This is a genomic window from Microbacterium sp. A8/3-1 (assembly GCF_040267695.1).
GTDB classification, from domain to species: Bacteria; Actinomycetota; Actinomycetes; order Actinomycetales; family Microbacteriaceae; genus Microbacterium; species Microbacterium luteolum.
Genome location: NZ_CP158357.1, coordinates 2,402,967 through 2,421,659 on the forward strand (window position 1 = coordinate 2,402,967; position 18,693 = coordinate 2,421,659).

An 18,693-nucleotide genomic window follows, 5' to 3' on the forward strand; every position below is an offset into this window, starting at 1 on the left:
TCAGTCGACGCACCCCCGCGCCGGCTCAGAAACGCGTCCGTCGTCGCGGCGCAGCATGACATCGATGCAGACCGTGCCCGCGGTCGCCGGCACCTGCGCGGCGGGCGCCTCGGACTGCTGGGGGTCGACCTGACCGGAGACGTCGACGACGCTCCAGATGAAGGTGTCGCCCTCCTGCGGGTCCTTGTTGACCCACGTGAAGGCGATCAGATCGCCCTGGCGCGTGCCGCTCAGCTCCGCGACCTTGGGGACGAAGTCCGAGACGACATCCTGGGGCTCGGTCGTCTCGGTCGTCTCCACCGGGGTCTCGATGCCCGCGACCAGCACGTTCAGACCGACGATCGTCCCCACGACGACCACCACGGCGGCGACGGCCGCGAGAGTGATCCACAGACCGCGTCGACTGCGGGGAGCCGTCGGGACCGAAGCGTCGCCGACGGGTGCGGCAGGCGCGACAGGGGATGCGGCGGGCACAGCGGCCTGCGGCGCGACCACCATCGGCGGCCGAACGATGGTCCGGTCGTCGGGCGCGGGCGGCGCGCTCGGAGTCGGCACGCGCATCTGCGTCGCCTCGTCGACGGCGTCCACGCGCGGCGGCGAGTCGAAGCGCGGCACATCGGGGAGCGGCGGCAGGGCGCTCTTGGGCTGGGTGGTCGCAGAGGGACGAGTGAAGGCCGCGACATCCGGATCGATGCTGACGATCTCCCGCACACGGGTGAGGCCGTCGCCGTCGTCGTCCAGGTCCTCCGCGGTCGGGTGGTCGTCGACGATGTCGATCGGCGTCACCGAGTGCGAGAGCTCGATCTGCACCTTCTGCAGCGCACGCGCGAACGCGACGGCGCTCGGGTAGCGGTCGTCCGGGTTCTTCGCCATCGCGCGCTCGAGCACGCGCTGCAGGCTCTCCGGTGAGTCGGGACGGCCCAGCGACGTGAGGGCCGCGCGCTCGATCCTCTCGATGAGGTCGGCGCTGGAGTTGCGCTCCCCCGGCCGTTCGAAGGGAGAGCGCCCGGCGAGCAGCGTGTAGATGGTCGCGCCGAGAGCCCACACGTCCGTGCGGGGACCGCTCTGGGGCGGATCCGCGAACGACTCCGGCGGCGACCAGGGAATGGACATGCCGGAGGCCTCGCCCGTGGCGCCGGTGGTCGACGCGATGCCGAAGTCGGTCAGCGCCGGCCGGTTGTACGCCGTCACCAGGATGTTCGCCGGCTTGATGTCGCGGTGCAGCACGCCGGCGCGGTGAGCGGTCTCCACTGCTCCGGCGACCTGCACGCCGACGCGCAGCGCCTCGGCCACCGAGAACGACTCGCGGCGCGCGCGCAGCTGCAGGTTCGGACGGGGGCAGTACTCCATCACGAGGTAGGGGCGGCCGTCGCCGGCGACGCCCGCCTGATAGATCGTGACGATCGCGGGGTGCGTCGACAGCATCGCCATGACGTTCGCCTCGTCGGCGAACTCCTGTGCGGCGCCGCTGGAGATGCGGTCGGCGAGCAGCACCTTGACCGCGACCTGGCGGCGCGGCATCTCCTGCTCGTACAGGAAGACGTCCGCGAAACCACCCGTGCCGAGGGGCTCGAGATACCGGAATCCGGGGAGCTGCGGAGGAGGAGAGGGAGGACGACTCACGGCAGATCCTCGAAGGCGACCTTCACTCCGTCGCCGAGATCCACCACGTCACCGGACAGCACGAGCGTCTGCTCGCCGGGGTGCAGACGGATCGGGTCGGCGCCCGGTCGCAGCAGGGTCGACCCGTTGGTGGTGTGCAGGTCGATGACCACCACGGTGTCGCCCTCGGGCCTGATCTCGAGGTGGCTGCGCGAGATGTCCTGCTGCGGGCTCTCGACGGCGATCAGATGAGGGAGGTTGGCTCCACTGGCCCGGGTCGAACGCGGACGACGACCGATGATGACCGTGCGGTCGAGCGCGACGACCTGACCGGTGGACACACGGATGCGACCGGTCGCGCCGATCGCCCCGGTCGCCACCGGGATCACGGCCGTCGGCACGTCATCGCCGGTCGGAGCCTGCTGCCGCATGGCCCTGAGCTCTGCCGCCGAGATGGTCGCACCGTCGTGGTCGCCCTGGGCCGGAGCCGGAACCGCCGGTGCCGCGGATGCCGCACCGGCCGTCGGCACGGAATGCACCGTGGCACCCCAGAGCTGGTCGAAGTCCTCGGTGGAGGGAGCGAGGGTGACCTCCGTCGGCACGATCGTGGCGCCGTCGACCGCCTCCGCAGCCTCCGGCTCGGGGGCCGCCTCGACGGCAGCCTCCTCGACGGCGTCGTCGACGATCTGCTCGTCGACGTCGTCGGTGGCCGGCTCGACAGTCGGCTCGATGACCGGCTCGGCATCCGCCTCGGCCTCGGCCGGTGCCGGCGGAACATCGGCCGCCAGAGGCTCGGCGTCGACCGGAGCGGACGTGGGGATGTCATCCGACGCGGAATCCACGGATGCCGCCGACGTCGCGGCCGTCCCGAAGTTCGCGATCGAGGGTCCTGGTGTGCCGGTCAAGGCGGCAGCGGACGCGCCGGCCTCCTCGATCTCGATGACCGGGACCGGTCCGAGCACGTCGACGAGGGGACGGTCGTCGCCGGGCTCGAGCTCCGCGCTCACCGCCGCAGCGCGCACGACGCCGCTCTGCACGGGAAGGGCGGCCTCGCTCTCCACGGCCTCGACCGTGACCTCGACGCGCGAGGCCCCGCCCACGAACCGCTCGCTCCACGTCGTGACCTCGGCGCCGGAGAAGTCGTACGACTCCGTGCGGGAGCTCACGCGCGCGCTGACCCCGCCGCGCAGCGCGATGCGGATGTCGGTCCCTTCGACCACGGCGGCCACGAACGGAGGCAGCGAGGAGAAGTCCCCGCCGGCGCGCGCGGTGAGCACGTCGACGACGGTCGCGAGCGTCTTGCTCTCCGGCATCCGCTCCCACAGCCGCGCCACGACGTCTCCTGGCACATCCGGCGGCAGCGCCACGAGCGCGCCCGGCATCACGATGACGTACCACTGTCCCGGTCGGTAGATCGTCTGCATCAGCGAACCCCTCCTGCTGCGGCCTCGCGCGGACGCGTGTCCATGTCGATGTCCGAGTCGGTCTCCAGGAGCGTCCCCGGTCGCGAAGCGACCGAGACGGCATCCACGACGACCACGGTGATGTTGTCCCTGCCACCCGCCGTGACGGCGTCGTCGACGAGCATGTCGGCCGCCTTCTGCGGGTCGGGCGTGCCCTGCAGCACCTCGCGGATCCGCGCGTCCGAGACCTCGGACGTCAGGCCGTCGGAGCACACCATGATCCGGTCGCCGAGCTCTGCCGGGAACAGCCAGTAGTCCGCGTCGCCCGTGCTGCTGGCGCCGATCGCCCGGGTGATGATGTTGCGCCGTCGATCGGTCGCCGCATCCTCGACGGTGATCTCGCCGGCTTCGATCAGCTCCTGCACGACCGAGTGGTCGACGCTGATCTGCTCGAGCTCCCCGTCGGCCAGCCGATACGTGCGCGAATCGCCGATGTTGACGGCCAGCCAATAGCCCATGCCGTCGACCGAGGCGATGACGACACCGCTCAGGGTCGTGCCGGCGCGGCCGTTGCCCGAGGTGGACAGCTCCTCGACGCTCGCCCTGGCGCGTGACAACGCGAGCCGCACGTCGTCGAGCTCGAGCGACGCGCGCCCGACGGAGCCGGAGAACTCGGCGATGACCGCCGCGCTCGCCCGCTCCCCCGCCTCGTGACCGCCCATGCCGTCCGCGACCACGAACACCGGAGCGCTCGCGAGGTGCGCGTCCTCGTTCAGCGCGCGACGGAGACCGGGGTGCGTGGCCGACCCCGTCGAGACGATGAGTGCGGGCCTCACGCGTAGCCCCCGATCGTGACGATGCGGTCGCCGATCTCGATGGCGTCTCCGAGCCTCACCGGGACGCGCTGTCCGGCGGGGCAGGCGATGCGCTGTCCCTCGCGGACGAGGGTCATGCCGTTGGTGGAGTGGCGATCCAGCACCCATCCGCCGGACGACTCCGCCGCCGCCTCGAAGTGCGTCTTGGAGAGCGAGAGGGTCTCGTCGCGCACCGGGACGACGACAGCGCCATCCTCGGCAGCGGGGTTGCGGCCGAAGATCGTGCGCCGCGACACCGCGACGCGGGTCCCGTCGTCCCAGGTGAACACGAGACGGTGTCCGGGGATGCTGATCCGCGTGTCCTCGATGTCCTCGGGCTCGGCTGCGGCGGGCGCCGCCGCGGGAGCGGGCGCGGGCACGGCTTCCGGCAAGGGCGGGACGACGGGCACCGGCGGGGCGGGCGCAGCCTCCGGCACGGGCGGAGCACTCGGCGCGGAAGGTGCGACGGGCCGCGCGGCGGGGTACCCCTGCACGGTCGCGTCGAGCTCCGACCCGGCATCCGTCGGCGGCGCCGGCGTCACGCGGGGCGGCGGCGCATCCTGGGTGATGCCGGGGACGAAGGCGATGAGCGAGCCGTCGTCGTTCGCCGGAGCCGCGGGGCGCGACACGGATGCGGGGATCACGGGCTGCGCGGGGAACACCGGCGCCGCGGGCACGGACGGGGCGACCGCCGGCTGCGCGGGAGCGGGCGGCACGGGCTGCGCCGTCGGATGCGGGATGCCGGGGATCGCGGGAGCGACGGGGCGTGCCTGCTCCGCCGCGAGTCCGGGTACGACGGCCGCGGGGACGCCCGACGTCGGGACGGCAGGAGCCGTCACCCGCGCATCGAGCATCAGCGAGCCGGCGACCTTGTCGTGCCACCCCTGGAAGCGGCCCGATCCGTCGAACAGCGGCGTGAAGTAGCCCACCACGATCGATCCGGCGAGTCCGAAGATGACATTGCGCAGCAGCGTGCGACCGAAGCCCAGCGGTCCCTGATCCTTGGCGGAGACGAGGCGTAGACCCTGCGCGCGCATGCCGATCGAGCCCTTGCCCGTCTGCATGAGCGTGTAGACGACGAACCAGCCGAGCAGCAGGAGAGAGACGATCGGTCCGCCGATGAGCAGCGTGGTCAGCATCCCCTCGAGGCCGCCCGCGAGAGTGGCGGTGATGAGCAGCGCGCCGCCGAGGACGACGGAGAGGCCGGCCGCGATCAGCGCGTCGATGAGGTAGCCGATCGCGCGACGGGAGATCGGCGCGATCTGTGCGAACGCGGGCTGCGTCATGGTGTCTCGCTCTCGGGTGCGACGGGCGTGCTGGTGCTGCTGCTCTCGATCGTGCCAGGTTCGCGCCGCACGCGCGCGGTCGCCGCTTCTCGGAGTCCCTGGAGACCCGTCGAGATGGCGGTGCCGCCCATCAGCGATCGGAGGCTCAGTCGCGCCTTCGTGCGCTTCCAGAATCCGGCATCCTCCCCCAGGCCGCCGACGATCGTGTCGACCTCGCTCCAGAACGCCTCGACATCCTCGGGCGACGGGTCGGTGGGTCCGAAGACGTCCGCGTCGGCGCGGTGCGCGAGGTCCGTGACACGGGGCACGGCGAGCGTCGCCACCACGGCTGCGGCCTCCTCGGGTCGCGTTCCTCCCGGCGTCAGGCGTGCACCATAGTCGACGGCGCGGTCGGTGAGCTCGTCCCACCCGCCGCTGATCCGATCCGCGGTGCGAGCCGCTGCCCGGCGCGAGCGCCGCTTGGCGGCCTTCCACGCCCCGATCACGATGAACGGCGACATCAGCAGCGCGATGATCCCGAGCGAGATTCCGCCGATCAGCAGGATCGCCCCGATGATGCCGGCGAGGTTGAGGTTCTCGTCCTCCGACTCGCGGTCGTCGGGCAGAGTCGGGGGCAGGTCGACGGGCTCCTGCGGAGGAGGCGGCGGCTGCAGCACCTGCGGCTTCGGGTCGACGCGCGGCTTGGTGTTCTGGTCGTTGGGGACCTGGTCCTCAGGGGGCGTCGGGTTGAACGGCAGCCACCCGAACCCCTGGAAGTTCACCTCGACCCAGGCGTGCACGTTGTCGCCCGTGGCGGTGAAGAGGGGGTCGCCGTCCTGCTCCTCGTCGGGGTAATAGCCCATGACGACGCGGACCGGGATGCCGAGCTCACCGGCGAGGAGCGCCATGGCGACGGCGTACTGCTCGTCGTCGCCGATCATCTGATCGCCGCCGATGAGCGTCGTGATGCGCTCGGACGTGTGGCCGGCGCGCGAGAGCACCTCGCCCTCGAGCCCGTGGCTGAAGAATCCGCCCTCGGAGAGGAAGGTCTCGAGCGCACGGACCTTCTCGATGGGCGACTCGGCGCTCGACACGGTCTCCGCGGCGAGCGAGGTGAGCTCCTCCGGCACGTTGCTCTGCTTCGGCAGCGCGACCGTGCCGAACTCGACATCCGCGAGCTGGTCGTCGTCGGGCAGGTCCGGCATGACCGCGTCGACCGAGTACTCGTCGCCCTTGCGCAGCTTCGGGGTGGCGACAGCGGTGCCGGTCGCCGTGTTCACGTAGGTTCCGCGGCGCAGCTCCTCCGCGCGATCTCCCGTGAAGCGGATCTCGGACAGCTCACCGGCCGTCGGCATCCACACCCCGTTGTACTCGTCGACCTCGATGTTGAGCGTGACGGGTACGCCCTCGGCGTCGGGCGACATGCCGGAGCGCAGCGGCGAGAACGCGCTCGAGGAGGTCGGCCCGCCGTCGGTCACGTTGTAGACCATGCCGTCGTACTCGTCCATGACGGCGGTGCGGATCCGCGCGCCCTTGGGCAGCCCCTGCACCGTGAAGAGCGTCTCGTCGACCTCGTCGCGCACGTTCTTGCGGAACGCCTGCAGCGGGCTCGGGTAGTCGCGGATGTTGAACGGCGGGATGATGACGTCGCGGAACACGTGCCGGGGCTCGGTCGGCGCGGCGATCGCGCTGGTCGCGACACCGGCCCCTCCGGCCACGGTCAGGACGGCGACACCCGCGAGCAGGCGCCGCAGGCGCATGTGCGCGGCGCGCGACGGATCGACCTCGCTGACCGAGACGGCCGCGTTCTGCGGCGCCCAGATCTGACGGAGCGCGAGCCAGGCGATACTGACGACGGCGAACACGAGACCCTGCACGATCGGGAACGCGGGCTGCGGGGTGCCGAGCGCGATCACGAGCATCAGCGCCGCACCGGCGGGCAGCAGCGCCCAGGCCACCTGCGGCAGGCGCAGGGCGAGGGAGGCGGTGAGCGTCGTGACGACGAGCGCCAGCAGGAACGGGACGAGCAGGTGCCCGTCGGCCGCGGCGACGGGGGCCACGGTGGTGAGCAGCTGCTTCCACGCGGTGACCGTTCCCACGGCGAGGCGCTGCAGCGTGTCGAGCGTCGGGATGAAGCCGAAGATCGCGGTGTGCGGAAGGGCGAATGCGCCGCCGAAGACGAAGTAGGCGGCCACGGTGAGACCGGTGATGATGAGGATGCCCCAGCGGCGCCACGCCGCGACGCCCGCGACGGCGAGGCCGACGACGATGCCGCCGACGACCGCGGGCACGAACGCCGGGCCCGCGAACGTCGGCCAGAAGCCGACGAGCGCGACGGCGACGAGCAGCGCGGTCGCGCCGAGGTCGAGACTCCAGCGGCGCACGGAGATAGCAGCGGGTGCGGGAGCTGGCGCTGTCATGCGAGGACCTTCTGCAGGGCGAGCGGGATCTGGTCGAGCGCGCCGATCGTGACGACGTCGGCGTCGCCGATGCGCCGCAGAGCCGGAGCCTGAGCGGACGTGTCGGCGACCACGGCGAGAGCGCGTGCTCCGAACGGCAGCCGCGAGCAGGCGAGGCGCAGGTCGTCGGAGCGCACCTTCGAGCCGCACACCAGCACGACGACGCTCGCCAGGGGCATGGTGGCGGAGAGGACGCCGGCGAGTTCGGCGATGCCGCCGTCGCGGGGCTTGCTGTTCTCGACCGCCGACAGCGAGTCGAGCAGCTGCTTGCCGGTGCCGGCGGGCAGCTCGCGTCCCTGCACACGCATGTCCACGCGCTGCGAGTCGCGGAGCGCACGGAGGCCGATGGACCCCGCCGCCGAGATCGCGAGCTCGAAGTCGTCGGCCGTGGCGTAGTCGCCGCTGGAGCTGGACAGCCCGATCACGAAGTGCGAGCGGCGGGTCTCCTCGTACTGGCGGACCATCATGGTCCCGGTGCGCGCCGTGGACTTCCAGTGCACGTGCCGCAGGTCATCACCGGGCTGGTACTCGAGGAGAGCGTGGAACGACACGTCGTCGCGGGAGAGGTCGGCGGCGGGCATCCCCTCGAGGTCGCGCAGGTAGCCGAGCGACTGCCCGTCGAACAGCACGGTGCGCGGATGCACGAAGAGGTCGACCGGCTCGTCGCGCCGGTGCGCCCGCTCGAACAGGCCGAGCGGATCGCCCCGCACGACGCTCACCGGACCGACCTTGACCACGCCGCGCTTCTGCGTGGGGATCGCGAAGAGCTCCTCCGCCTCCTCGCCGGCGGCGAGACGCTGGATGCCGAACTCACCGCGACCGGAGCCGACCGGGAGCACGATGCGCGAGGGCAGGATCGCGCGGGTGCCGCGGTTCGCCAGCGTCAGCGCGCCGACCGCGCGCTCGCCCACGACCACGCGCGTGCGCGCGAGGTCGAGCGACACGTCGTAGGCGGTGCGGCCGATCAGGAAGAGGGCGCACAGGGCCACGGTGATCGCGATCACGATCGCCGCGACGGTGAACTCCGACCAGCCGGCGATCTGCCCGAGGATCCAGAAGCCGACGGCGAGGCCCATCAGCACCCACGCGAGCGGGCGGATGGCCGAGGCGATGATGCGGAGGCGGGTCAGGACGCGCGCGCCGATGACGGCCGCGACGTCACGCCAGCCGGCGTCGCGGTCCGTCTGCGCCGACGGCGCCGAGAGTGCCTCCGTGGTCATCAGGCCGCCGTTCGCGCCTGGGGTGCCGCGATCCCGTCGAGCACGCGAGCGATCACGGTGTCGCTGCTGGTCCCGGCGAACTCCGCCTCGGCGTCGAGGAGCAGACGGTGCTGCCACGTCGGACGCGCGAGGGCCTTGATGTCGTCGGGCAGGACGAAGTGGCGGCCGTGCGCGGCGGCCCAGACCTTCGCGATGCGGATCATGGCGATCGCGCCGCGCACCGAGACGCCCAGACGGATCGCGGAGTCGTTGCGGGTCGCCTCGGCGAGCTCCGCGACGTACCGGAGCACGGCGGGTTCGACGTGCACGGATGCCGCGAGGTCGGCCATGTCGGCGACCGCGCTCGTCGTGATGATCGCCCCCAGGCCGGCCGACGGGTTGCGGTCGGATGCTCCGGCCAAGATGCTCTCGGTCACCGCGAGGTCGGGGTAGCCGATCGACGTCTTGATGAGGAAGCGGTCGAGCTGCGCCTCGGGGAGCTTGTAGGTTCCGGCCTGTTCGATCGGGTTCTGCGTCGCGATCACGAGGAACGGGCGTCCGGTCTCGTGCGTGACGCCGTCGACCGTGACCCGGGACTCCTCCATGACCTCGAGCAGCGCCGACTGCGTCTTCGGCGACGCGCGGTTGATCTCGTCGGCGAGCACGATCGACGCGAAGATCGGGCCCTTGTGGAACTCGAAGCGGTGCGACTGCTGGTCGTAGATCGTGACACCGGTGACGTCGGACGGCAGCAGATCCGGCGTGAACTGGATGCGCGCGCTCGTGCCCTGCACGGTCGCGGCGAGCGCCTTGGCGAGGCTGGTCTTCCCGGTTCCGGGGGCGTCCTCGAGGAGGACGTGCCCCTCGGCGAGCATCGACGCCAGCACGAGGCCGACGATCTCGCGCTTGCCCTGCACGGCCTTGTCGATGTTGTCCACGAGGCGCGTGAAGGTTCCCTGGAACCAGGCTGCCTGCTCGGGGGTCATGCTCATGCGTTGTCTCTGCTTCCTCTGTGGTGACGATGGGTCGAGCGGGGCACTACCAGGCCCGGTGTTCGTAGTTGGTTCCGCCGATGGTGACCCAGACGTCGGTGCGGCCGCCGTAGCCGTGGAAGCAGCCGAGGTTGAAAGTCCCGTTGGCGGGAACGGATACCGAACTGTAGGAGGAGAAGCTCCCGCTCACTGTGCTGTTGCAGACCACCGTGTAGGTGCCTGCCGGGAAGTCCTTGGTGGTGACCTTGAACTTCGCGCAGGTCCCGTCGTTGCACTGCGCATTGCTGACGGAGTCACCTCGCGTCACCCACGCGCGCGGCGGTGGCGGATCGCTCGTACGCGCCGACGCCGAATTCACAGGAGACCAGGTCCCGTTCGAGTCCTGCGCGCGAACGTCGATGCTGTGGTTCTGCTGGTATCCGTTGCCCACCGTGCGGGAGCCGCTGGCCGCGACGTCCTGCCAGCCGCCGCCGTCGATCCGGATCTGCGTGGTCTGGATCGGACGACCGTTGTACGAGCGGTCGGAGTTCCAGCTGACCTCGACGCTGGTGCCGAGGTTCCTGGCGCTGGCCGCCGGAGCCTGGGGCGGGCCGAACGGGGTCTGCGCGACGCCGTTGGATGCCGCGCCGACGTACTGCTGCCCGTCGACATTCGCGACGCCGCGCACCTGGACCGTGTACGACGTGCCGTTGTTTAGCCCGCCGATCCTGTTGTTGCCCGGCATCCCGGCCCAGCCGCCGCCGTTGAGCTGGTACTGATAGCTCACCTCGGTCGTCTTGGCGCCGTTGCGGTTGCCTGCCGTCCACACCACGTCCACGAATCCGTCGCCTGCGTTGACGGCGCTGATCGACGGGGCGGACGGGGCGATGACACCGCGTCGAGGCGCCGACATCGCGCTCCACTCGCCCCAGCCGGCCTTGTTGTGCCCGCGGATCCGGTAGGTGTAGCCGTTCTCCGAGGTCGGTACCACGACTGCCTGGCTGAATGCTCCCGGGCTAGGGGTCAGCGTCCTCTGCAGACTGGACCCCTCCCACACCTCGAGCTGCAGGGAGTCGATCGCATCGCCGTTCGCCGGAACGTTTCCCCAGTTGACCTGCATCTGCGCCTGGTCGCCCACGGGCTGCAACTCCGCCGTCGTCGGCGCCCCGGCCGCCAGCGGCGGACCTGCGGGCACCTCGGATGCCGACCAGGCGCTCCAGCTGGACGGATCCGGCGCACGGTTGTGGGCCTGCACGCGCACCTGGTAGTTGCCGCCGTTCTCGAGGCCCTCCCAGGTGAGGGAGTTGCCGGTCACCTCTTTCTGGGTGATGCCCGACGGCGGGGCGGGCGAGATCTGCAGCGTGTACCGCTCGACGGGCGATCCCGGGGTCGTCGGAGTCGTCCAGGCGACCTGGAGCGACTTGTCGCCGAACTTCAGGGTCGGCGGGTTGGGCGTGTCCGGGCGCGCATCCGGACGCGCGACGGCCGACGAGCCGGAGGGCTCGGACTCGCCGACGCGGTTCGTCGCGGTGACCTGGAAGACGTACTCGACGTTGTTCGTGAGGCCGTCGAGCGTGCACGTGGTCGACTGGCACTCCTTCGAGTACGAGCCGCCCTGCACCGCCTTCACCGTGTACTTGGTGATCTCGGCACCGTTGTTCGACGGAGCGCCGTACGACACCACCACGGTGCGGTCCTGCACGCTCGTGACCGTCGGCGCGCCCGGCGCATTCGGGACGCCCTGCACCGTGAGCACGACCTGTCCGGTCGCCTGACGGTCGACGTCCTCCGTCGCATCCTGGATCGTGTAGCGCACCACCATGGTGCCGACGAAGTCCTTCGACGGCGTGGCCACGACGTCGTCGCCCTTGATGCTCGCCTGGCCGGAGCCGGTCTCGACGTTCACCGTCAAGAGCTTGAGCGGCGTCTCCGGGAACGGGTTGAAGTCGTTCGCGAGCACCGGCACCGTGACGCTCTTGCCCTGATCGGCTTCTGCGACGGTGTCGGTGTTGGCGGCGGGCATCGCGCGGTTCGACGCTCCGACCTGCACGAGGACGGAGCCCTCGACCGGTTCGGTCTCGCCGTCGCTGACGCGCAGCGTCAGCGTGGTCGCCGCGCCCTTCTTCGCGTTCGAGGATGCCTCGACGAGCAGCTTGTCGCCGTCGATCTTCGCGGTGATCCCCTTGCCCTCGCCGTCGACGAGGGTGTACTTGTGCTTGCCCTTGTCCTCCGGATCCGGGTCGACCGTGAGCGCCGCCAGGTCAAGGACGCTCGCCTTCTCGCCGGGGGCGACGTTCATCTGGCCGCCGACGAACTTCGGCTGCTGGTTGTCGGGCGGCAGCACGTTGATCGGGATGCTGAGCGTCGCCTTGCGACCCTCGGGGTCATCGGGTCCGGTGCCGTCGGTGACCTCGAACGTGAGCGAGTCCTGACCGAAGTATCCGGGAGCCGAGGTGTAGACGAGCGTGCGCTCATCCTTCACGAGGTCGGATCCGTCGGCCTTGAGTGCGCTCACCTTGGCGTGCTCGGTGATGACGACGTCGCCGCCACCGGCCACGGTGACGTACTTCTCGAGGGGCACGTCCTTGGTCTCGCCGCTCTTGACCTCGAGCGGCTTGGTCGAGGTCAGCGTCGGTCGCAGGCCGTCTTCCGATGGGACGAAGATGAACGCCGAGGACTGCAGCTCGTCCTGGTCGGTGAGGGTGTACCGGATCAGCTGCAGCTCGTCGGTGACGGTGACGCGGACCTTGCCGTTCTCCAGCACCGTCGCCCCGGGCCCGACATCGAGGTCGAGGCGCTCGGTCGTGCCGTCGGGGTCCTCGTCGTTGTCGAGGATGTCGAGGTCGGCGGTGAGACCGCCGTCCTCGAGATCGGCGGGACGCAGCCGGTCGTCTCTCGCGACCGGTGCCTGCAGAGGCACGTCCTCATCGACGGTGACCTGCAGCACGGCCGTCGCGGTCGCGCCGCGCGCGTCGCTGACCGTGTACTGCAGGGACGATTCGAGCGCGCGATCGGGCGCCTGCACGAGCACCCGGTCTCCCGAGACGCGGGCCTCGAGCTCGCCGGGGACCTCGAGTCCCTTCTTCACCAGCGAGATCTTGTCGCCCTCGGGATCGGAGTCGTTCAGCATGACGGGCACGGCGATCTCGCGACCGGGACGCACCACGACGGCATCCTTCACCGCGAACGGCGCCTGGTTCACCTGCTCGGCGGGAGCGATGCCCACGCGGATCGTGGCAGTGCCCTCCTTGCCGAGCCGATCGCGCACCCGGTACTTGAAGACGTCGACACCCGTCGCACCGTCGAGCGCCTCGTAGGTGAAGTAGTCCTGCGCGACCTCGGTGATGCGCCCCTTCGTCGGGTTCGAGGCGATGTCCAGGAGCTCGACCGAGTCGCCGTCGGCGTCGATGCCGTCGAGCGGCACCGCGATGTTGGTCTCGGTGCCCGCGAGCGTGCGGGCCACGAGGTCACGCGGTCGCGGCGCCGCGTTCGTCTCCTCGTCGATCGGCAGGATCTGGACGGTCACGTACCCCGCGGCCTTCTGCTGGCGGGAGTCCACGGCCTCGTAGGTCAGGTAGACGGTCTTGGCGACATCGCCGGCCTTGAACCGCACCTCGTCCTGCGAGACGAAGGCCTCGCCGTCCTCGGGGTCGACGAAGGGCTCGATGAGATCGGGGGCCAGATGCAGGGCGTCGTCGCTCGGATGCGTGTCGTTGTCGAGCACCGGGATGGTCACCACGTCGCCGGCGCGGACGTAGACCGAGTCGGGGTTGGCGACCGGCTGCAGGATCTCCTCGGGGGCCGGGATCGGCACCACGACGACCTCGCCCTCGGCGGACTGCTCGCCGTTGGAGATCCGGTACTTGATGCGGACCTGCTCGTCGAGGGTGCCCTGGTCGGTGATGCGGAGCGTCTCGTGATTGAGCACCGACACCGAGACGCCGGTGCCGGGTTCGATAGACACGGATTGCACGACGAGGATGCCGCCGGACGGATCGGTGTCGTTGTCGAGCACGCCGATGAGCACGTCGCCGCCGGTGGGGAGCAGCGCCACGTCGCGCACGGCGACGGGCGGCAGAGTCACCTCGGCGGCTTCGGTCACGTCGATGCGGACGAGTCCCTCGCCGTTCTCCGGGCCGGCGGTCGCGAGGTACTGCACGTAGTAGACGCCAACCGCCGGAGCGGTGAAGCTGAAGGTGTTGTTGGTGATGTCGGGCAGCACGGTCGCACCCGGGACCTCGTCGACGCGGCCGAGACGCAGGCGCTCGCGACCGGAGCTGGTGTCGTTCGCGAGAGGGGCGACCGTGATCTGCTCGCCGACGCGGGTGACCACGTGGTCGGCGTTCGTCTTCGGCTTGGTGGTGCCCTGCGGTCGCACATCGAGGGTGACCGTGGCCGTGGTGTACTCGCCCAAGCCGTCGGCGACCGTGACCTGGATGTCCTTGCGACCCTGCAGGCTCGCCGTCGCCTTGTAGGTCAGTTGGCCGTCGGTGCTGAAGTCGACCTCGTCGCCGGGGGCAGGGACCACGTCCTTGAGGTAGATGTCGTCACCGTCGGGGTCGATCCAGTCCGGAAGGATGTTGTACGACACCGTGCCGCCGGTCTCGACCGTGAGCGAGGTCTTGCGCTTGGGCGCCGGCGCCGAGTTCGTGCCCTCGTCGTGCACCGCCAGGGTGACCGTCGCGGTGTCCTTGCCACCGCGACCGTCGTCGACCTCGTACTGGAAGGTGGCCGTGCCCGAGGCGTCCTCCGCGACGGCGATCTGCAGCGAGGCGCCGTTGTAGATCGGCTGGACCGTGCCGATCGACGGCTGCTCCTGCGCCATCGCGGCGACGAGGACGTCGCCGTCGGGGTCGTTGTCGTTGTCGATCACGGGCAGCAGCGCCGAGGCGCCCGGTCGCACGCCGAAGGAGTCGTCCTCGGCGATCGGCGGGGTGTTGATCTCGCTGCGCTCCGGGAGGGTGGTCTCGACCGTCTCCTCGGTCGAGTCCTCCTCGTTCTCGGTCTCGCCCTCCGGCGGGGTGAGGTCGTTCCAGTTGTCGACGCGCTGCAGGCTCTCGTCGGCCAGCCAGGCCGCGCCGCCCACAGCGTCGTTCAGGATGATCACGTCGCGGTTCACGCGGAAGACGAGGCTGTTCGACTCCTGCGCCTCCTCGATCGTGGCGGAGACGTCGTTCGCCGATCCGGCGCACTCCCGCACGAAGGCGCCGGTGCCGCCCCAGGCGCCGTAGGTGCAGCCGTTCAGCCACACCGGTTCCGCCGGCGAGCCCTTGCCCCCGGCATCCGTCGTCGTCGCCTCGGAGCCGTCGAGCGGAACACGAACCAGGGCGGATGCCGTCGCGACCGCGACCGCATCCGTCTCGGCCGATGCCTGCTGGAGCGCGGCTCCTTCGGCATCGGGGATCTCGGTGCGGAATCCGCCGGGCGTCATCACCGCGCCGGACGCCGACTCCAGGACGACCGGGGTGCGACCGACGGCGGTGATGGTCACCGGCTTCGACGCGTCGAGCTCGCCGACCGACGCCGTGGACGGCTCGAGCGGCTCGCCCTCGTTGTCGACGGGGACGGTGACGACCTCGCCCTTCGCGCTCGACAGCCCGAAGACCGTGCCGTCCTCGGCGACGACGACATCCGCGCCCTCGCCGAGCTCGGCGACGGGGTCGGCGGCCTCGATCTCGAACGAGGCGATGCCCTTGACCGGCACGACCCACAGGTTGCCGGACTTCGTGTCGAGGATGGCGGCCGTCTGAAGGCCCATGGCCACCTTGGCCGAGCTCGGGATGCCGGCGGAGTCGCCCAGCGAGACACGAGCGGGATCGACGGCCGTGACCGTCGAGCTTCCCTCGTCGACCACGAGCACGTTCGCCGCGTCCTGGACGATGTCGTAGTCCTCGCCTGCCGTGCGCAGACCACCGTCGAGAACGGTCGACTCGTGGTTGAAATGCCCGACGAGCAGGCTCGAGGTCTTGGTGATCCAGACGCCGCCGTCGTTCAGATCGACCTTGGTGGTCGGGAAGCCCTCATAGGTGAGCGCCATCGTCGTGATGGCGACGATGCCCACGGTGACACCGGCGGCAGACGCCAGCATCTTCGGCCGCGCCCGCATCCACGACAACGCCTTCATACCCGGTTCCCCCCAGGGTCGACACACTTCGACTCTTCCGTGCAGGGCGCGAAGGCCCTGCAACACACCCGTTCATCCTAACCGCGTACCGAAATATCGTTGATGGGCTGATCTGCCCATCCCCGCAGGCGTCAGGCGCGCCAGCATCCCGCCAGATGATCGTCGACCATGCCGGCCGACTGCATGAGCGCGTACATGGTCGTGGGCCCGACGAATCGGAACCCACGACGGCGAAGCTCCTTGCTCAAAGCGGTCGAGGCCGGGGTGACGGCGGGGACGTCGGCCATGGTCGCCGGACGGATGCCGGACGCGGGTGGCGCGAACGACCACATCAGCTCGTCGAGCTCGCCATCGGCCATCGTGCGTACGAGCTGCGCGTTGCCGATCGTGGCCTCGATCTTCGCGCGGTTGCGGATGATCCCGGCATCCGCCATCAGACGCTCCACGTCGGATTCGTCGAACTCCGCGACGACCTCGGGCTCGAAGCCGGCGAACACCTCGCGGAACCGCGGGCGCTTGCGCAGGATCGTGATCCACGAGAGGCCGGCCTGGAACCCCTCCAGCGCCATCTTCTCGAACAGGGCGCGATCGCCGTGCAGTGCGGAGCCCCATTCCTCGTCGTGATAGCGCCGGTACTCGACGTCGTCGCCGACCCATGCGCACCGGGCGCGGGCATCGGGGCCTGTGATCAGCGAGGTCATGCGTCGAGGCTATCCGCGACGACCGACATCACTCGCTGAACGTCGCGGCGTCGATGACGAACCGGTACCGCACGTCCGAGGCCAGCACCCGCTCGTAGGCCGCGTTGATCTCGGATGCCGGGATCACCTCGATCTCGGCGGCGATGCCGTGCTCGGCGCAGAAGTCCAGCATCTCCTGCGTCTCGGCGATGCCGCCGATGTTCGAGCCGGCCAGCGAGCGGCGCCCGCCGATGAGCGACATGACCTGGACGGGGAGCGGTTCGGCCGGAGCGCCGACGCACACCATGGTGCCGCCGACGTCGAGCAGGCTGAGGTACGAGCGCGTGTCGATCACGGCGCTCACGGTGTTGAGGATCACGTCGAACGAGCTGCGGAGCTCGCGGAAGGTCCCGCGATCGCTCGTCGCGCGGTAGTCGTCGGCGCCGAGGCGGAGCCCGTCGTCCTTCTTGCTCAGCGTCTGCGAGAGCACCGTCACCTCGGCGCCGAGCGCGTGCGCGATCTGCACACCCATGTGGCCGAGTCCGCCGAGTCCGACGACCGCGACGCGGGTGCCGGGACCGACGTTCCAGTGCTTCAGCGGCGAGTACGTCGTGATGCCGGCGCACAGCAGGGGTGCTGCCACGTCGAGCGCCAGCCCGTCGGGGATGCGGAGCACGAACGACTCCGTCACGACGACCTGCTCGGAGTAGCCGCCCTGGGTGACGGTGCCGTCGCGGTCGGTCGCGCCGTAGGTGAAGATCGCGCCCTCGGTGCAGAACTGCTCGTCGCCGCGCAGGCAGTTGCGGCATTCGCCGCAGGAGTTCACGAGGCAGCCGACGCCGACGCGGTCGCCCACGGCATGCTTCGTCACCTCGGCGCCGACGGCCGCGACGGTGCCCGTGATCTCGTGCCCGGGAGCGAGCGGATACTGCTGCGGACCCCAATCCCCCTGCACCGTGTGGATGTCGGAGTGGCAGATGCCGGCGAAGGCGATGTCGATGAGCACGTCGAGCGGGCCGAGCTCGCGGCGCTCGATGACGGTCTTCTCGAGCGGTGCGGCTTCGCTGGGGGCGGCGTAGGCGTGGACGCGGGTCATGCGGGCTCCTCGGGTGTGCGGTCTTTCGAGACTACCGACCGCACGCGGAGTCGATACGGTGGACGGAGACTCCGGAGGGGGAAGTCATCATGCGCGGTTCCCGCACGCTCGCTCGCCTGATCACCATCGTCATCGCGGTGATCGTCACACCTGTCGCCGTGGGGCTGCTCTCCAGCGGCGGCACGTCGTGGCTCATGACCTACTTCCAGTACGGGGGCGCCCGCGACGGCTTCGGCCCGCTGGTGATGCCGACGCTCCTTCAGGCGCTCGGCATCCTGCTCCTGCTCCTCGTGGTGCTGACCGGCATCTGGAGCTCGGCGGGCCTGATCGCGGTGGGGGTGCTGGCGGTCGTGCCGCTCCTGCTCGCGCTCCTGCCGGCGCTGCTGCTGCAGTCGTACCGGGTGCTGGGGTCGGTCCTCCCGCGCGAATGGCTCGACGGCCTCACGTACGGCATCCCTCTGGTCCTGTTCCCGGCGCTCGGAGCGATGGGCGTCGTGCTCGCGATCGTGCGCCGCCATCCCGAGCGGACCGCGACCGGCCTGTCGATCATCGGCCTCGTGGCCTCACCGATCCTCCTGGCGGCCGGGATCTTGCTGCTGTCGTGGGGCATCGCTCGCGGTCAGTTCACCGCGCTCCAGCAGTTCCGGTTCGACTTCCTGCCGGATGCCGCCGCAGCCGTCCTGATCGGGACGCTGCTCTCCGTCGCCGGAGTGTTCGCCACCCGCTGGTCGACGTTCGCGCTGGTGCTGCCGGCTGCCATCCTGCTGCTGCTCGGCCTGCTCGTGCTCATCCCTGATGCGGTCTTCATGATGGTCGGCCGGTTGCCCATGGTCGGCCGGACGCTGCCGCAGCTGCTGATCCTCGGAGTGGGGACGGCGATCGCGCTGGTCTATCTCGCCTTCACCGTGGTGCTGCTGCGCGTCCGGAAGCAGGCGATGTCGACGGCGGCGGGAACGGGCGCGTTCCCGGCCGCCGGCTATCCGCCCGTTCCTGCGCCGCCGTACCCATCGCAGTACCCGCCTGCCCCAGGCGCCTGACGC

General features: G+C 70.5%; 11 protein-coding genes. 1 reads left to right on the plus strand and 10 read right to left on the minus strand.

Annotation, left to right across the window (positions count from 1 at the left end):
• The 10 genes from ABS642_RS11835 to ABS642_RS11880 form a co-directional block, all read right to left on the minus strand.
• A complete protein-coding gene (locus ABS642_RS11835; protein ID WP_350350208.1) occupies positions 1–1,623 on the minus strand; it encodes a serine/threonine-protein kinase in 1,623 nt (540 codons plus the stop codon).
• Complete coding sequence (locus ABS642_RS11840; RefSeq protein ID WP_350350209.1) at positions 1,620–3,026, minus strand: FHA domain-containing protein; 1,407 nt, start codon at positions 3,024–3,026, stop codon at positions 1,620–1,622. Before ABS642_RS11840 ends, ABS642_RS11835 begins: the two co-directional genes overlap by 4 nt.
• A complete protein-coding gene (locus ABS642_RS11845; protein WP_282214761.1) occupies positions 3,026–3,841 on the minus strand; it encodes a protein phosphatase 2C domain-containing protein in 816 nt (271 codons plus the stop codon). The genes ABS642_RS11840 and ABS642_RS11845 overlap by 1 nt, the downstream gene beginning before the upstream one ends.
• The gene (locus tag ABS642_RS11850; protein ID WP_350350210.1) at positions 3,838–5,145 is read right to left on the minus strand and encodes an RDD family protein; all 1,308 of its coding nucleotides are present in this window, start codon (positions 5,143–5,145) and stop codon (positions 3,838–3,840) included. Before ABS642_RS11850 ends, ABS642_RS11845 begins: the two co-directional genes overlap by 4 nt.
• Positions 5,142–7,544: a transglutaminaseTgpA domain-containing protein gene (locus ABS642_RS11855; protein WP_350350211.1), complete on the minus strand. Its 2,403-nt coding sequence runs from the start codon at positions 7,542–7,544 to the stop codon at positions 5,142–5,144. Before ABS642_RS11855 ends, ABS642_RS11850 begins: the two co-directional genes overlap by 4 nt.
• Positions 7,541–8,803, minus strand: a complete 1,263-nt coding sequence (locus ABS642_RS11860; RefSeq protein ID WP_350350212.1) for a DUF58 domain-containing protein — start codon at positions 8,801–8,803, stop codon at positions 7,541–7,543. The genes ABS642_RS11855 and ABS642_RS11860 overlap by 4 nt, the downstream gene beginning before the upstream one ends.
• The gene (locus ABS642_RS11865) at positions 8,803–9,774 is read right to left on the minus strand and encodes a MoxR family ATPase (RefSeq protein ID WP_282214765.1); all 972 of its coding nucleotides are present in this window, start codon (positions 9,772–9,774) and stop codon (positions 8,803–8,805) included. Before ABS642_RS11865 ends, ABS642_RS11860 begins: the two co-directional genes overlap by 1 nt.
• 46 nt (positions 9,775–9,820) lie before the next feature.
• Positions 9,821–15,877, minus strand: a complete 6,057-nt coding sequence (locus ABS642_RS11870) for an Ig-like domain-containing protein (RefSeq protein WP_350350213.1) — start codon at positions 15,875–15,877, stop codon at positions 9,821–9,823.
• Between the two features lie 131 nt (positions 15,878–16,008).
• Entirely contained in the window at positions 16,009–16,578 is a 570-nt protein-coding gene (locus ABS642_RS11875) for a DNA-3-methyladenine glycosylase I (RefSeq protein WP_350350214.1), read from the minus strand.
• 28 nt (positions 16,579–16,606) lie between these two features.
• A complete protein-coding gene (locus ABS642_RS11880; protein WP_350350215.1) occupies positions 16,607–17,653 on the minus strand; it encodes an NAD(P)-dependent alcohol dehydrogenase in 1,047 nt (348 codons plus the stop codon).
• A gap of 89 nt (positions 17,654–17,742) precedes the next feature.
• On the opposite strand from ABS642_RS11880, the gene ABS642_RS11885 reads away from it, so the two are divergent.
• Positions 17,743–18,690 (plus strand): hypothetical protein, encoded by a 948-nt coding sequence (locus ABS642_RS11885; protein WP_350350216.1) that lies wholly within the window; start codon positions 17,743–17,745, stop codon positions 18,688–18,690.
• The last annotated feature ends 3 nt before the right edge of the window (positions 18,691–18,693 follow it).

Excerpts from the sequence above, each read along its gene's own strand:
- ABS642_RS11840 (WP_350350209.1), bottom strand. The coding sequence starts at position 3,026 with ATGCAGACGATCTACCGACCGGGACAGTGGTACGTCATCGTGATGCCG.
- ABS642_RS11850 (WP_350350210.1), bottom strand. The coding sequence starts at position 5,145 with ATGACGCAGCCCGCGTTCGCACAGATCGCGCCGATCTCCCGTCGCGCG.
- ABS642_RS11855 (WP_350350211.1), bottom strand. The coding sequence starts at position 7,544 with ATGACAGCGCCAGCTCCCGCACCCGCTGCTATCTCCGTGCGCCGCTGG.
- ABS642_RS11860 (WP_350350212.1), bottom strand. The coding sequence starts at position 8,803 with ATGACCACGGAGGCACTCTCGGCGCCGTCGGCGCAGACGGACCGCGAC.
- ABS642_RS11865 (WP_282214765.1), bottom strand. The coding sequence starts at position 9,774 with ATGAGCATGACCCCCGAGCAGGCAGCCTGGTTCCAGGGAACCTTCACG.
- ABS642_RS11870 (WP_350350213.1), bottom strand. The coding sequence starts at position 15,877 with ATGAAGGCGTTGTCGTGGATGCGGGCGCGGCCGAAGATGCTGGCGTCT.
- ABS642_RS11875 (WP_350350214.1), bottom strand. The coding sequence starts at position 16,578 with ATGACCTCGCTGATCACAGGCCCCGATGCCCGCGCCCGGTGCGCATGG.
- ABS642_RS11880 (WP_350350215.1), bottom strand. The coding sequence starts at position 17,653 with ATGACCCGCGTCCACGCCTACGCCGCCCCCAGCGAAGCCGCACCGCTC.
- ABS642_RS11885 (WP_350350216.1), top strand. The coding sequence starts at position 17,743 with ATGCGCGGTTCCCGCACGCTCGCTCGCCTGATCACCATCGTCATCGCG.